12 protein-coding genes and 1 other RNA gene are annotated in these 15,517 nt (G+C 61.5%); 9 read left to right on the forward strand and 4 right to left on the reverse strand.

From position 1 onward, the window contains the following. Positions 1 to 20 precede the first annotated feature (20 nt). Positions 21 to 2,657, reverse strand: a complete 2,637-nt coding sequence (gene gyrA, locus PQQ52_RS01770) for a DNA gyrase subunit A (protein WP_459252551.1) — start codon at positions 2,655 to 2,657, stop codon at positions 21 to 23. 476 nt (positions 2,658 to 3,133) lie between these two features. On the opposite strand from gyrA, the gene ompA reads away from it, so the two are divergent. From ompA to PQQ52_RS01795, 5 genes are all read left to right on the forward strand, one after another. Further along, the gene (gene ompA, locus PQQ52_RS01775) at positions 3,134 to 3,781 is read left to right on the forward strand and encodes an outer membrane protein OmpA (RefSeq protein ID WP_028200089.1); all 648 of its coding nucleotides are present in this window, start codon (positions 3,134 to 3,136) and stop codon (positions 3,779 to 3,781) included. A 222-nt stretch (positions 3,782 to 4,003) separates the two neighbouring features. Beyond that, complete coding sequence (ubiG, locus tag PQQ52_RS01780) at positions 4,004 to 4,702, forward strand: bifunctional 2-polyprenyl-6-hydroxyphenol methylase/3-demethylubiquinol 3-O-methyltransferase UbiG (RefSeq protein ID WP_408206271.1); 699 nt, start codon at positions 4,004 to 4,006, stop codon at positions 4,700 to 4,702. 32 nt (positions 4,703 to 4,734) lie between these two features. After that, complete coding sequence (locus tag PQQ52_RS01785; protein ID WP_408206273.1) at positions 4,735 to 5,448, forward strand: HAD-IA family hydrolase; 714 nt, start codon at positions 4,735 to 4,737, stop codon at positions 5,446 to 5,448. 162 nt (positions 5,449 to 5,610) lie between these two features. Then, positions 5,611 to 5,980: a transfer-messenger RNA gene (gene ssrA / locus PQQ52_RS01790) on the forward strand. A gap of 243 nt (positions 5,981 to 6,223) precedes the next feature. Next, positions 6,224 to 6,592 carry a COG4315 family predicted lipoprotein gene (locus PQQ52_RS01795; protein WP_408206275.1) on the forward strand — a complete coding sequence of 123 codons (369 nt, stop codon included), beginning with the start codon at positions 6,224 to 6,226 and terminating at the stop codon, positions 6,590 to 6,592. A gap of 130 nt (positions 6,593 to 6,722) precedes the next feature. On the opposite strand, the gene PQQ52_RS01800 is transcribed toward PQQ52_RS01795, so the two are convergent. Next, positions 6,723 to 6,989 (reverse strand): hypothetical protein, encoded by a 267-nt coding sequence (locus PQQ52_RS01800; protein ID WP_408206277.1) that lies wholly within the window; start codon positions 6,987 to 6,989, stop codon positions 6,723 to 6,725. A gap of 109 nt (positions 6,990 to 7,098) precedes the next feature. After that, positions 7,099 to 8,178: a substrate-binding domain-containing protein gene (locus tag PQQ52_RS01805; RefSeq protein ID WP_408206279.1), complete on the reverse strand. Its 1,080-nt coding sequence runs from the start codon at positions 8,176 to 8,178 to the stop codon at positions 7,099 to 7,101. 133 nt (positions 8,179 to 8,311) lie between these two features. Here PQQ52_RS01805 and PQQ52_RS01810 point away from each other — a divergent pair, with 133 nt between their 5' ends. The 4 genes from PQQ52_RS01810 to PQQ52_RS01825 are packed head-to-tail and all read left to right on the forward strand — an operon-like array spanning position 8,312 to position 13,585. Then, positions 8,312 to 8,797 carry an NAD(P)H-dependent oxidoreductase subunit E gene (locus PQQ52_RS01810; RefSeq protein WP_408206281.1) on the forward strand — a complete coding sequence of 162 codons (486 nt, stop codon included), beginning with the start codon at positions 8,312 to 8,314 and terminating at the stop codon, positions 8,795 to 8,797. Beyond that, positions 8,794 to 10,365 carry a formate dehydrogenase beta subunit gene (locus PQQ52_RS01815; RefSeq protein WP_408206283.1) on the forward strand — a complete coding sequence of 524 codons (1,572 nt, stop codon included), beginning with the start codon at positions 8,794 to 8,796 and terminating at the stop codon, positions 10,363 to 10,365. The genes PQQ52_RS01810 and PQQ52_RS01815 overlap by 4 nt, the downstream gene beginning before the upstream one ends. Before the next feature lie 14 nt (positions 10,366 to 10,379). Then, positions 10,380 to 13,325: a formate dehydrogenase subunit alpha gene (gene fdhF, locus PQQ52_RS01820; RefSeq protein WP_408206285.1), complete on the forward strand. Its 2,946-nt coding sequence runs from the start codon at positions 10,380 to 10,382 to the stop codon at positions 13,323 to 13,325. A gap of 8 nt (positions 13,326 to 13,333) precedes the next feature. Continuing rightward, complete coding sequence (locus PQQ52_RS01825) at positions 13,334 to 13,585, forward strand: formate dehydrogenase subunit delta (protein ID WP_408206287.1); 252 nt, start codon at positions 13,334 to 13,336, stop codon at positions 13,583 to 13,585. A gap of 156 nt (positions 13,586 to 13,741) precedes the next feature. Here the strand turns inward: PQQ52_RS01825 and PQQ52_RS01830 are convergent, their stop codons facing one another. Continuing rightward, positions 13,742 to 15,466: an FAD-dependent monooxygenase gene (locus PQQ52_RS01830; protein WP_408206289.1), complete on the reverse strand. Its 1,725-nt coding sequence runs from the start codon at positions 15,464 to 15,466 to the stop codon at positions 13,742 to 13,744. Between the last annotated feature and the right edge of the window lie 51 nt (positions 15,467 to 15,517).

Raw genomic sequence — 15,517 nt, forward strand, 5'->3', positions numbered from 1 at the left:
CTGAAAGCTGCCGACGCGAATCAGGCCGCACCACCGTCTTCACCGCCGTTGTCGCCTTCGGCAGGACCTTCGGTGTCGCCTTCCACATCTACATCCGCTTCCGCCTCAGCAACCTGTTGCAGACCTGAAAGCTTGGTCCCTTCGTCAAGGCTGATGAGTGTAACACCTTGGGTTGCGCGTCCCATTTCTCGAATTTCCGATACGCGCGTACGAATCAGCACGCCTGTATTGGTGATCAGCATGATCTGCGCTTCCTGATCCACCAGCGTGGCGGCGACGACCTTGCCGTTCCGCTCCGACGTCTGGATCGCGATCATCCCCTTCGTACCGCGCCCGTGGCGCGTGTACTCGGTGATCGGCGTGCGCTTGCCGTAGCCGTTTTCGGTCGCGGTCAGCACTGACTGCTGTTCGTCGCCAGCCACCAGCAAGGCGATCACACTCTGACCGTCTTCAAGTTGCATGCCGCGCACACCACGCGCCTCACGACCCATCGGACGGACGTCGTTTTCGTCGAAACGCACTGCCTTGCCAGAATCCGAGAACAGCATCACGTCGTGCTGGCCGTCCGTGATGGCCGCGCCGATCAGGTAGTCGCCTTCGTCAAGACCGACCGCAATAATACCTTTGCGCAACACGCGGCCAAAGGCTTCCAACGGCGTCTTTTTTACGGTCCCTAACGCGGTGCCCATAAAGACGAATTTGTCAGCCGAGAATTCCTTTACCGGCAAGACAACCGTAATCTTCTCGCCGTCCTGAAGTGGGAAGATATTGACGATCGGACGGCCGCGCGAGTTCCGCGAACCTTGCGGCACTTCGTAGACCTTCACGCTGTAGACACGACCACGATTCGAGAAGCACAGAATGTGATCGTGCGTGTTCGCGATGAACAGCGTGTCGATCCAGTCGTCTTCTTTCATCGCCGTGGCCTGCTTGCCGCGACCACCCCGCTTCTGCGCACTATATTCGGACAACGGCTGCGATTTCACGTAGCCGGCGTGCGACATGGTCACGACCATCTCTTGCGGCGTGATCAGGTCTTCAGTGTTCAGCTCGGTTGCGTTCAGCTCGATCTTCGAGCGACGCGCGTCGCCGAATTCGGCCTTGATCGATGTCAGTTCGTCGACGATGATCGCCGTAATGCGTTCCGGGCGAGCGAGAATGTCCAGCAGATCGGCGATTTGCGCCATCACTTCACGGTACTCGCCGATGATCTTGTCCTGCTCCAGACCCGTCAGGCGTTGCAGACGCATCTGCAAGATTTCTTGAGCCTGGGTGTCGGATAAGCGGTAGAGACCGTCGGACTGCATGCCGAAGGACGGATTCAAACCCTCCGGACGATAAGCCTCACGGCCGCCGGCCGATGCGTTTTCCGCCTCTGCGCGCGACAACATTTCGCGCACCAGCGACGAATCCCACGGACGCGCCATCAACTCCTGCTTGGCGATCGGCGGCGTAGGCGCGGCCTTGATGATCGCGATGAAATCGTCGATGTTGGCGAGCGCGACGGCCAGGCCTTCGAGCACGTGACCGCGTTCGCGCGCCTTGCGCAGTTCGTACACCGTGCGCCGCGTCAGGACTTCCCGGCGATGCGACAGGAAGCACGACAGCATTTCCTTCAGGTTCAGCAGCTTCGGCTGGCCGTCGACCAGCGCGACCATGTTCATGCCGAAGGTGTCCTGAAGCTGGGTCGCCTTGTACAGATTGTTGAGCACCACTTCCGGCACTTCGCCGCGCTTCAGTTCGATCACGACGCGCATGCCGCTCTTGTCGGATTCATCGCGGATGTCGGAGATGCCTTCGAGCTTCTTCTCGTTGACCAGTTCGGCGATGCGCTCCAGAAGTGAACGCTTGTTCACCTGGTACGGCAATTCGTCGACGATGATCGACATGCGCTGACCGCGGTCGATTTCCTCAAAGTGCGTCAGCGCGCGCATCAACACGCGGCCGCGACCGGTGCGATAGCCGTCGCGCACGCCGGCCACGCCGTAGATGATGCCGGCGGTGGGGAAATCAGGTGCCGGGATGATCTCGATCAACTCGTCGATCGTGGCTTCCGGGTTTTTCAGCAAGTGCTGACATGCGTCGACAACCTCATTGAGGTTGTGCGGCGGGATATTGGTGGCCATGCCGACCGCAATACCGGACGAGCCATTGATCAGCAGATTGGGAATACGCGCCGGCAAGATGGCCGGCTCGTTTTCGCTGCCGTCGTAGTTCGGCGTGAAGTCGACCGTTTCCTTGTCGATGTCGGCCAGCAGTTCGTGGCCGATCTTTGCCATGCGGATTTCGGTGTACCGCATCGCCGCGGCGTTGTCGCCGTCGACCGAACCGAAGTTGCCCTGACCATCCACCAGCATGTAGCGCAGTGAGAAATTCTGCGCCATCCGGACGATGGTGTCGTAGACAGCCGTGTCGCCGTGCGGGTGATATTTACCGATGACATCGCCGACAATACGCGCCGACTTCTTGTAAGCCCGGTTCCAGTCGTTGTTCAGTTCGTGCATCGCGTACAGCACGCGCCGGTGAACCGGCTTCAGGCCATCGCGAACATCGGGAAGCGCACGCCCCACGATCACGCTCATCGCGTAATCGAGATACGAACGGCGCATTTCCTCCTCTAGGGAGATTGGCAGAGTCTCTTTGGCGAATTGATCCATTTATCCGTATCTTTTACGTGCCAAGGCGACGGGAACACCACGCCTTCGCGTAAGCATTGCAGGCGCAACGCATCACGCGATTCTAACATGCCGCGCATCCGCCCCGGCCGGGGTACGTATACCTATTAGCAGGCGAGCGGGAACGGCGCCTGAGTGCCCCATTGCCGAACCGGGGCAGGCTCGATTTGTGCGTGGGGCAATCCGCCGCTCAGCCATGACTGGCGGTGCCTACAGCGGATTGCTTCTGTTGCGCATGCACCACAATTGGCGGGCGATTTGATCGGGGGCAGATTTTTTTATCGTTGGAAGGGAACGATATGGCAAAATGCCAACGCACAAAGAGTTAGACACGGCTCGAAGTCTACACAGCACGTTTTTTGTTCTACACCGATGTTATACTTCGAGCAATGTATGACTTGTCTTCGTCAACAGGCTCGCAGTAAACCTGCGGTAATCTCAATTTCGAGAGGAGAAATATGAATAAACTTTCAAAGCTCGCGTTCATTGCAGCTACCGCAGTTATGGCTGCATCCGCCATGGCGCAATCGGTGCCGGCGTCGCGACAAGCCACGAACGACAACTGGGTGAATGGTACCGGCGAGTACGTGTGGATGAACGGCACGAACGAGCTTTGCTGGCGCGATGCATTCTGGACGCCGGCAACGGCCAACGCTAAGTGCGATGGCGCCCTGGTTGCCCAGGCTCCGACCCCGCCGGCTCCGGTCGCACCTGCACCGGCTATCACGAGCCAAAAGATTACGTATCAAGCTGACGCTCTGTTTGACTTCGACAAGGCTATCCTGAAGCCGGCTGGCAAGGAAAAGCTGGACGATCTGGCATCGAAGATCGGCGCGCTGAACCTGGAAGTCGTCGTCGCAACGGGTTATACGGACCGTATCGGTTCGGACAAGTACAACGACCGTCTGTCGCTGCGTCGTGCTCAAGCTGTGAAGGCATACCTGGTCAGCAAGGGCATCGAATCCAACCGTATCTATACGGAAGGCAAGGGCAAGCGCAACCCGGTCACGACCGGTTGCAACCAGAAGAACCACAAGCAACTCATCGCCTGCCTCGCACCGGATCGTCGCGTGGAAGTCGAAGTTGTCGGTACTTCGAAGCAGTAAGCTACAAGTTACGGCAGTATCAAAGCCCCGCTTCGGCGGGGCTTTTTTTATGTCAACGCGGCGGATGCCGCTCGCCCTCTCCTCCGGGCAATCATCCGCGCGCCTGACAGAACAGGATTAGCCAGCCGTTGTGCGGCATTTTGCCGCCCTGTCTCTCGGCCTATATACTCAGGGTTTATCCTCGAGCGCCCGCTCAACGCTCTCATCGAGGCAGCTTCCGCTATGACCAACGCCGATCCCCACGAACTGCAGAAATTTAGCGACCTCGCGCATCGTTGGTGGGACCCGAACGCCGAATTCAAACCGCTGCATGAACTCAACCCGATTCGCCTGAACTGGATCGACGCGCACGTGCATCTTGCCGGCAAAACCGTACTGGACATCGGCTGCGGCGGCGGCATTCTGTCGGAGTCAATGGCAGGATTGGGCGCGCACGTGAAGGGCATCGACCTGTCGAGCCAGGCGCTCGGCGTGGCGGATCTTCACAGCCTTGAAAGCGGTGTAACCGTTAATTACGAAGAAATCGCCGCTGAAGCGCTCGCCGCCCGCGAGCCGGGTACTTACGACGTCGTCACCTGCATGGAAATGCTCGAGCACGTGCCCGAACCGGCCGCCATCGTCGCGGCCTGCAAGACACTGGTGAAACCGGGCGGCTGGGTGTTTTTCTCCACACTCAACCGCAACGTGAAGTCGTACTTGTTCGCAGTGATCGGCGCGGAATATATCGCGCGGATGCTGCCCAAGGGTACGCACGACTACGCACGCTTCATCCGTCCGTCGGAATTGGCGGGCTTCGTGCGCGCCGCCGAACTGCACACGGTCGACATCAAAGGCATCGTTTATAACCCGCTCAGCAAGCATTTCGCGCTGTCCGCCGACACGAGCGTGAACTACATGCTCGCCTGCCGCCGCGACGTCTGATCTGACCCGACCTGCCCGGACCCATTCAATCAATGAGCGATCCCACGCCCCTGCCGCAGCGCGAAGACAATGACGATGCACTCGGTCTTTGCCAGGCTGTCCTGTTCGACCTCGACGGCACGCTGGCTGACACCGCGCCCGACCTGGCGGCCGCCGTCAACAAAATGCGCCATGATCGAAGCCTCGATATGGTGCCGCTCGAAGACCTGCGGCCGCTCGCGTCCGCGGGCGCGCGCGGCCTGATCGGCGGGGCTTTCGGCATTGGCCCCGACCATCACGAGTTTGCGTCGATGCGCGAGGAGTTTCTCGCCAACTACGAAGCAGATTTGTGCATCGAGACCACGCTGTTTCCCGGCATTGCCGAATTGCTCGACGATCTCGACGCACGGGGCGTGCGCTGGGGCATCGTGACGAACAAGGTGGCAAGGCTCACCGAGCCTCTGGTCACACAACTCGGCCTTGAAGAGCGCGCGGGCTGCGTGGTGAGCGGCGACACGACTCCGCATTCAAAGCCGCATCCCGCACCCTTGTTACATGCCGCGCGCGAGCTGGACCTGTTGCCGGAGCGTATCGTCTACGTCGGCGATGACCTGCGCGACGTGCAGGCGGGTTTCGCGGCCGGCATGAAGACCATAGCGGCCGCCTACGGCTACTGTGGCAACGACATTCCACCGGCGCAATGGCACGCGCAGCATGTCGTGCAGTCGCCCGCTGAATTGCAGAGGCTGCTGCGCGATATCGGCTGAACACATACAGCGAACACGGCAAATACGGCGCAAGCAACATATGCCGCTGCCCGGCGCTCCACCGCGACCGCGCAGCAAGACGGCAAGGCAATCAGCCAGGACGTGGCCGTCAAACTATTGTAAAATCTCAGTCTGGCCCAGATATTTTGGGCAACGAACCGCGGGGGCGACCTGGTTTCGACAGGGGTTGCGAAGCGGCTAGGGCATACCGAGGACCCGTCACCTCGTTAATCAATGGGAAAAACGTAACTGCAAACGACGAAACGTTCGCACTGGCAGCCTAAGGGCCGCCGTCCTCTGCCTAGTTCACTGACGGGCTAGAGTCGCAAGACCGGTAGCAATACCGACAGAGGTCATATACGTCAGTTAAGCCTTGGCGGCGTCACGACGCCCGGGTCGAAAAACTAGTGAATCGCCGTCATGCAGCGTGTTCGTCCGCGTCGTGGTGGTTAAATCAAATGACAGAACTAAGTATGTAGAACTAGTCGTAGAGTGCTTCTGGACGCGGGTTCGATTCCCGCCGCCTCCACCAGAACACCGTTTCAAGTTGCACCATCAAGACTCACAAAAAACCCGTAAGCGGCCTGCCGCTTGCGGGTTTTTTGTTGGCTACTACTAAACAGAGGGCCCGCTCATCGAGCGGGCCTTTTTGCTGGCGGGCACCAAAGCCGCGAAGACACGGGGAATAAACGCACCCGTTTAAGCGTTCATTCACCACGCGCGCCCACATGCCGCATTCCGCGCGAGACCAACACCAAAATCCGGAGCCGACATCATGCGCAAGATTCTCTTCTGCCTCTCCACGCTGACTGTCCTCGCACTACAACAGACCGCATTTGCCGAAACCCCGAAGATCGTCGACGGCCGCTTCGTCGCCGCGGACGGCATGACGCTCTATACCTTCGACAAAGACACCACGCCCGGCGTGAGCGCCTGCACCGGCGGTTGCATGAGCAACTGGCCGGCGGCCATGGCGAACTCATCGGACAAGCCGTCAGGCGACTGGACGCTGATCCCCTCCGCGGACGGCAAACAACAATGGGCATACAAAGGCCATCCGCTGTATCGCTACGCAGCAGACAAACAAGCGGGAGAAATGAAGGGAGACGGCTTCAAGGACATGTGGCACACGGCGAAGCCATAACCGATTGCCGCTGAACGACGGGGCCAAAGCCGACAGGCGCGATAAGAAGCACAAGCAAAGGCACAAACAAAAGCACCAAACAAAAACGCCGGCAACATGCCGGCGTCCAACGAACAAAAACGAAAAGCGCTTATTCGTCTTTCGGACACTGCAGGTTACAACCGTTCGGATCGCCGTTGTCGCCGCGCTTGCGCATGGCTGACTTCTTGTTGGACTGGAATTTGTCCGAGGGCGCCGACGCCGCAAACGGCATCTGGGGATGTTCGGCAAGACGGAACTGATCTTGCAGGATACCGCCCGGCACACCCGGTGAATTCTGCGCGAAGGCAACCGAGACAGTGGCGAGAAGTACACCGGCCGTTGCTGCCGCAGCACATGCGTGAAGAAGAGCTTTCATATCGATCCAGCGCGGCACAGCGCGCGGTTAAGGCGTAAGCGGAAGGTTAGAGATTATCCCAAACAAACGCCCCATGCAGCGGCGAAGGCAGCATTTTGTTTACAGTCGCTTACACGGTCATTGAGCCAAGCCCCACATCAAGATCGAGCAGCTTGCCGCAGTCGCGCGGATCGTAACCTTCGAGCTGATCGACGTTGTGCCGGAACGCAGCGCCGCGCAGCAAGCCGATCACCATTGCAAGCGGCGCGCGCTCCAGCCGGGCGCGGTCGCAGGCGAAGTAATAGTCTTCCTCGACGATCGGAATGAAGTCGAGCCCGAAGTGATGCGCCGCGGGCTCCACGCCGAAACCCACATCCGCCATGCCGCTCGCCACGAACGCCGCAATCGCCGAATGCGTGAGTTCCGTCGACGCATAACCGTTGACCCGGTCCGGATCGACCCCGACTTTCCGTAGCGCGAGATCGAGCAGCATGCGCGTGCCGGAACCGGGCTGGCGATTGACGAAGCGAATGTCGTCGCGCGCGAGGTCACTCAAGCCGCCGATTCCTTTTGGATTGCCCTTGCCAAGAAAAAGGCCCTGCTTGCGTCGGGTCAGATGCACGAGCACGTGACGCTGCGGATCGAGCCAGCGCCGATATGTATCGGCGCACGCCGCGCGAAACTCGCCTAGCGGCAAGTGGAAACCGGCGAGATCACATTCGCCACGGGCGAGCGCGCTAACGGCGTCCGCACTGTCACGGTATTTGATGTCGACCGGCTGATCGTTCGCGACCAGCGCCGTCACCAACGCCGCCACGGCGTACCCGTGCGATGCGTAGATCCGCACGTCGTCGGCGGGTGGAGCGAGCCAGCGGTTCAGATCGCTTGCGACTTCGCTCGCGAGCGCCTGCATATTGCCGTCGAGCCGCTCACCGCACAAACGCTGCGCGCGCAACACGGCTTGACCAAGTTCGGATAGCACCGAGCCGCGCCCACGCTCTTTCGCGATCAGCGGGCCGCCCAAACGCTCCTCAATGCTGCGCAACAGACCCCACGCATGACGGTAGGACAAACCCTTAAGCGTCGCCGCCTGCGCGATGCTGCCGGATTCGTCCACCAGCGCGAGCAGCGGCACCACGTCCGACAGGCTTGCCTCGCGGCCATCCGGGCCCTTCACGACCAGCTCCGCCTGGCACTCGATTCTGATCATATATGCTCAACTCTTTCCTATTGCACGAGGCGTATCACCCGCCTATTGTTCGGCTATCCCATATCGAATATACGAAGCATAGGTGCACGCATTATGAATAACAAGTGCATATATGACTTTGGAGGAGCCCCACTTGGACGATTTCATCGCCATCGCACCGGATCAGCTCGTGCAGCGTCACGCGCAACCGGGCATGTCGCTGCTAGCGGTACTGCATGCCATTCAGGACGAGCTCGGCTATGTGCCGCCTGAGACGGTTGCGCCTCTCGCGCGTGCCATGAACCTGTCGCGCGCGGAAGTGCACGGCGTCATCACCTATTACCACCACTTCCGCACGCAGCCCGCGGCGCCTGTCACGGTGCAACTGTGCCGCGCCGAGGCATGCCGGAGCATGGGCACCGAGACGCTCGCGCAGCATATCGAGACGCACACCGGCTGCCGTTTCGATGCGGAGCATCGGCACGGCGCGACGGTCGAACTGGAATCGGTGTATTGCCTCGGCCAATGCGCCCTGTCACCGGCGATGATGGTCAACGGCACCTTGCACGCCAAAGTCACGCCGCAAAAGTTCGACGCGTTGTTCGCGGCAGCCCGCAAATGCGTGGAGGTCGCGGCATGACGCGCATCTACGTTCCCTGCGATTCGTCAGCATTGGCGCTTGGCGCGAATGCACTGGCTCAAGCGATCGAAGCTGAGGCTGCACGCCGCGGCATTGAAATCGAACTGGTCCGCAACGGTTCACGCGGTTTGCTTTGGCTAGAACCGCTCGTCGAAGTAGCAACGGCCGAAGGCCGCATCGGCTATGCGAACGTCGAAGAGAGCGACGTTGCGGCGCTGTTCGACGCCGGCTTTATCGCAGGCGGTGAGCACGCGCACCGTGTCGGTGTGGTCGATGAAATACCGTATCTGAAGAAGCAGCAGCGCCTGACCTTCGCACGCATCGGCATTACCGATCCGCTTTCCATCGACGATTACATTGCCCACGGCGGTCTCGACGGTCTCAAGCAGGCGTTGCAAACAGACGGCGACGCTGCCTGTGAAGCGCTGATCGAATCCGGCCTGCGCGGCCGCGGTGGTGCAGCCTTCCCCGCCGGCATCAAATGGCGCACGGTACGCGGCGCCAAAGCAGCGCAGAAGTACATCGTCTGCAATGCGGACGAAGGCGACTCCGGCACCTTCTCCGACCGCCTCGTGATGGAAAGCGACCCGTACGTGCTGATCGAAGGGATGATCATCGCGGGCATCGTGACCGGCGCGACGGTCGGCTATATCTACGTGCGCAGCGAATATCCACACTCGATCGCGACGCTCGAAGCCGCGATCGCCAAAGCACGCGCCGCCGGTTGGCTCGGCGACAGCGTGCTCGGCTCGGCGGCGCATCGCTTCGACCTGTTCGTGGCGAAAGGCGCAGGCGCTTATGTCTGCGGCGAGGAAACCGCGCTGCTCGAATCGCTCGAAGGCAAACGCGGCATCGTGCGTGCAAAGCCGCCCGTGCCGGCGCTAGTCGGCCTCCACGGTCAGCCGACTGTGATCAACAACGTCATCACGCTCGCCACGGTGCCCATCATCTTCGCGCGCGGTGCTGCTTTCTACAAAGACTTCGGCATGGGCCGTTCGCGCGGCACGCTGCCGTTCCAGCTCGCCGGCAATGTGAAGCAAGGCGGCCTGGTCGAGCTGGCATTCGGCGTCACGTTGCGTGAACTGCTTTACGACTACGGCGGCGGTACGGCAAGCGGACGCCCGGCGCGCGCAGTGCAGGTCGGCGGCCCGCTCGGCACCTATCTGCCGGAAAGCCAGTGGGACATCCCGATGGACTACGAAGCGTACGCAGCCGTCGGCGCGGTGGTGGGCCACGGCGGCATCGTCGTGCATGACGACACCTCGAATCTCGCCGAACTCGCGCAGTACGCGATGCACTTCTGCGCGCTCGAATCGTGCGGCAAATGCACGCCATGCCGGATCGGCTCGACGCGCGGCGTCGAAGTGATCGGACGGATCCGCAACGGCGACACGTCCACGCGGCAAGTGCAGTTGCTGCGCGATCTGTGCGACACGATGGTGTCCGGCTCGCTCTGCGCGATGGGCGGCATGACACCGTTCCCGGTGCTGTCCGCGCTCGACCATTTTCCCGAAGACTTCGGTCTCGCTAACGTGCACGACCACGCGCCCAAAGCGGCAGCGGCCTGACCCAGGAGCCTCACATGTCCGACATGCTCAACTCCCCTGCCGGTGGCTGCGGCTCCGGCAACTGCGCGTGCAAATCGCAAGCGCAACAACGCGCCGCACGCTCACCCTTTGACGATACCGACTACGGCACGCCGCTGCGCCATGCCGACGTCGACGTTACGCTGGAAATCGACGGCCAGGCGGTGACGGTTCCGGCCGGCACTTCCGTGATGCGCGCCGCTGCCGAAGCCGGCGTCAATGTGCCGAAGCTCTGCGCGACCGATTCGCTCGAACCGTTCGGCTCATGCCGCTTGTGCCTGGTCGAGATCGAAGGCAAGCGGGGCTACCCCGCCTCGTGCACGACGCCCGTCGAAGCCGGCATGAAAGTCCGCACGCAAACGGATCGTCTGCAATCGCTGCGCCGTAACGTGATGGAGCTGTACATCTCCGATCACCCGCTCGACTGTCTGACCTGCCCCGCCAACGGCGACTGCGAATTGCAGGACATGGCGGGCGTCACTGGCCTGCGCGAAGTGCGCTACGGATTCGACGGTGCAAACCACCTGAAAGACAAGAAGGATGAATCGAATCCGTACTTCACGTACGACCCGTCGAAGTGCATCGTCTGCAATCGCTGCGTGCGCGCATGCGAAGAAACCCAGGGCACGTTTGCGCTGACGATCACCGGACGCGGTTTCGAATCGCGCGTCGCCGCGAGCGAAAACCAGCCGTTCATGGAATCGGAATGCGTGTCGTGCGGCGCGTGCGTCGCCGCCTGCCCGACCGCAACCTTGCAGGAGAAGACCGTCGTCATGCTCGGCCAGGCCGAGCATTCGGTCGTGACCACGTGCGCCTATTGCGGCGTGGGCTGCTCGTTCAAGGCCGAGATGAAGGGCAATCAGGTCGTGCGAATGGTGCCGCACAAGAACGGCCAGGCCAACGAGGGCCACGCGTGCGTGAAGGGCCGCTTCGCCTGGGGCTACGCGACACACAAGGACCGCATCACCAAGCCGATGATCCGCGCGAAAATTACCGATCCGTGGCGCGAAGTCAGCTGGGAAGAAGCAATCAGTTACGCGGCGTCGGAATTCCGCCGCATTCAGGCGAAGCACGGCCGCGATTCGATCGGCGGCATTACGTCGTCGCGCTGCACGAACGAAGAAACGTATCTCGTACAGAAGCTCGTGCGTGCCGCGTTCGGCAACAACAATGTCGACACCTGCGCGCGCGTGTGCCACTCGCCGACCGGCTATGGCCTGAAGACCACACTCGGCGAATCGGCCGGCACGCAGACCTTCGCATCGGTCGATAAGGCCGACGTGATCATGGTGATCGGCGCGAATCCGACCGATGGCCACCCGGTGTTCGGCTCACGCATGAAACGCCGTATCCGCGAAGGGGCGAAGCTGATCGTCGTCGATCCGCGCCGCATCGATATCGTCGATACGCCGCACGTGAAGGCGTCGCATCATTTGCAATTGCGTCCGGGCACCAACGTCGCGGTGGTCAATGCGCTCGCGCACGTGATCGTGACCGAAGGGCTGCTGAACGAAGCGTTCATCGCCGAGCGCTGCGAAACGCGCGCGTTCGAACAATGGCGTGCGTTCGTCGCCCTGCCCGAGAATGCGCCGGAAGCGACCGAGGAACTCACCGGCGTACCCGCCGTGTCCATCCGCGAAGCCGCCCGCATCTATGCCACCGGCGGCAACGCCGCGATCTACTACGGCCTCGGCGTCACCGAACACGCACAAGGTTCGACAATGGTGATGGGCATCGCGAATCTGGCGATGGCGACCGGCAACATCGGCCGCGAAGGGGTCGGCGTGAACCCGCTGCGCGGTCAGAACAACGTGCAGGGTTCGTGCGACATGGGTTCATTCCCGCACGAGCTGCCGGGCTATCGTCATATCAGCGATTCGATCACGCGCGCGTTGTTTGAAGAAGCATGGAACGTCACGTTGCAGCCCGAGCCGGGGCTGCGCATTCCGAACATGTTCGACGCCGCTGTACACGGCACCTTCATGGGCCTTTACTGCCAGGGTGAAGACATCGTGCAGTCCGATCCCAACACGCACCATGTGGCGGCGGCGCTGTCGGCGATGGAATGTATCGTCGTACAGGACATTTTCCTGAACGAGACGGCAAAGTACGCACACGTGTTGTTGCCGGGCTCAACGTTCCTCGAAAAGGACGGCACCTTCACGAACGCCGAGCGCCGCATCTCGCGCGTGCGCAAAGTGATGCCCCCGCTCGCCGGCTATGCCGACTGGGAAGCCACGATCCTGCTCTCTCGCGCGCTTGGCTATGAGATGGACTACACGCATCCGTCGCAGATCATGGACGAGATCGCGCGCCTCACGCCGACTTTTCACGGCGTTTCGTATAAGAAGATCGACGAGCTCGGCAGCATCCAGTGGCCTTGCAACGAGAACGCGCCCGACGGCACGCCGACCATGCACATCGACACCTTCGTGCGCGGCAAGGGCAAATTCGTGATTACAAAGTTCATCGCGACGCCTGAAAAAGTCACGCGCAAATTCCCGCTCCTGCTCACGACTGGCCGCATTCTGTCGCAATACAACGTCGGCGCGCAAACGCGCCGCACCGAGAATTCGCGCTGGCATGATGAAGACCGGCTGGAACTGCATCCGCATGATGCGGAAGAACGCGGCATCAAGACCGATGATTGGGTCGGCATCGAATCGCGCGCGGGACAAACCGTGTTGCGGGCGAAAGTGACCGAGCGGATGCAACCGGGCGTCGTCTATACGACATTCCACTTCCCCGAATCGGGCGCGAACGTGATCACCACCGATAGCTCGGACTGGGCTACCAACTGTCCTGAGTACAAGGTGACCGCGGTGCAGGTGATGCCGGTCGAACAACCGTCGCAATGGCAGCAGGACTATTCGCGTTTCAACACGGAGCAACTCGATCTGCTGAAGCAGCGCGAGCTGGCCAGCGCAACCTCGGGTAAGTGAGGCGAACCATGGACAATCAGAATCTGATCGACATGGCGAACCGGATCGGCGACTTTTTCGATTCGATGCCGGACCGCGAAGAAGCGCTCGCCGGCATCGCCGATCATATCCGCCGCTTCTGGGAGCCGCGTATGCGGCGCGCTTTGCTGGCGGCGCTCGATGAGCCGGATGCGAGCGGCATCGAAATGTCGGGCATCGTCAAGGAAGCGCTCGTCAAGCATCGTGACGGGCTGACGCCGGCTGCGCTTTCTACAGCGTAGAGGGTGCGGTTCTTCCTGCGCCGGACATGCAAGAGGCGGCTCATATCGCGGACCGCCTCGCACGGTCGCCTCACGGGTTCACCAGCCGGCCATTCCCATCGGCAAACTCGCGGGCGCCCGGACAGGCCACGCTACACACAATTTCTCAGACTCACCTCACAGCGCCGCCTGCTCCGGTATCACCCCACCCACCGCGAACCACGCTTCGCAATGCCGCAGCAAGCCATGCAGATCGGACCCCGTGCGCCCGCGCGCGCTGATGTAGCCGTCCGGCCGCACCAGATAGAACGACGGCCGTGTGCGTCCGTACGATTCGGACAGCGCCGGGGCACCCTCGCCGCTCGTATCGGTCACGCGCCAGACGCGCACCGCGCCCGGCAGCAACTTCTCGACTTCCGCAGCCAGGCGCTCCAGTTCCGGGTCCGGGGGCAGCGCGTGCTTCGCGGCAGGATCGAGCGGCGTTTCGTCGGCGGGCAGCGGCTGGACTAGCAGGAACAACGAAAAGAACGCCGGATCGTGCAGGTCGAAAATACAACCGACGCCCGGCGCGCGGCCGAGCGGCCCATCCACCACATGCACCAGCGCATCCGGCGCCCGCTCGCCGGCACGCGGGCCGCCGTCGAGAACGCGCTCGAGCGTCAGCGGACTGCGTCGATACTGGATCGACAACTCGCTGATAGTCATACGCGCCGCATCGCGCAATGGACCGAGCGCGGCCAGCACCGGCATCACGCGCTCGCGCAGCAGCTTCAGCGGCCCATGATTGGCCTCGGCCATGTGCGTGATGAAACCGGTTTGCCGCAATACGTCGCGCTCGATCGGATGCCGTTCCTGATGGTACGTATCGAGCAGGCGGTCAGGCGCGGCGCCGTTCAAAACGCGGGCGAGCTTCCAGCCGAGATTGAATGCTTCCTGAATTCCCGTGTTCATCCCTTGCGCGCCGGCAGGACTGTGGACGTGAGCGGCATCGCCCGCGAGGAAGATGCGGCCGACGCGCAGCCTCTCCACCATTCTGCTGTTCAGATGAAAATACGACGACCATGCCAGGTCCGATACCTCAACGCGTTCCCGCACGCGCTGTGCAATCAGCGCCTTGCATTCAGCCAGCGACGGCGGCGAAACCTGGTTGAGCGACGGCTCACCGAGCACGGCCGGCGTGGCCGCCTCCGGAACCGTGGTCGGTGCAACTGGATGATCCGCGATCAGACGATGACGGCCATGGCCCATCGGAAACAGCGCGACGAGACCCTCGCCTGAAGCAAAGATATGGAATTCGTCTTCGGGCCAATCGGTTTCGGCATGCAGATCGGCAAGCAGGAACGTCTGCTCGAAGGTGTTGCCCACAAAGCTCAGGCCGAGCCGGTGACGGATCGTGCTATGGGCACCGTCGGCGGCAATCATGTACGACGGGCGCAGCGTCTCGATATGGCCATCCGCGCGACGCAACGTTGCCTGAATGCTCGCGGAGCCTTGCGAGAACATCGCCAGTTCAACACCGCGTTCGACCGTCACGCCGAGCGTCGCGAGATGCTCCGTCAGCAAACGTTCGGTCACGGATTGATCGAGAAACAGCAGATACGGATAGCGCGTATGCAGCGGATCGAAATCGAGGCGCGCGAGACGCATGCCATTGGAAAAAAGATTGGCGATGCGCGCGCGATGACCGAGTTCGAGAAACGGCTCGATCAGCCGGTGCTGTTCAAACAGTTCGAGTGTGCGTGCCTGAATGCCGATGGCCCGCGAATACGGGTTCGGTTGCAGCGCTTTGTCGATCAGACGCACGGGGATGTGGGCACGCGCCAGACTCATTGCCGCGGCGAGTCCGGTCGGACCCGCCCCAACGATCAGCACCGGCGACGCATCGTGTGCGGCAGCGTCCATGCGGAACTCCGGAGACCACAGTACGTTCTAGTGTACGCTGCCGATAGTCCG

The sequence above is a fragment of the Paraburkholderia sediminicola genome (assembly GCF_046030555.1).
Taxonomy (GTDB): Bacteria; Pseudomonadota; Gammaproteobacteria; order Burkholderiales; family Burkholderiaceae; genus Paraburkholderia; species Paraburkholderia sediminicola_E.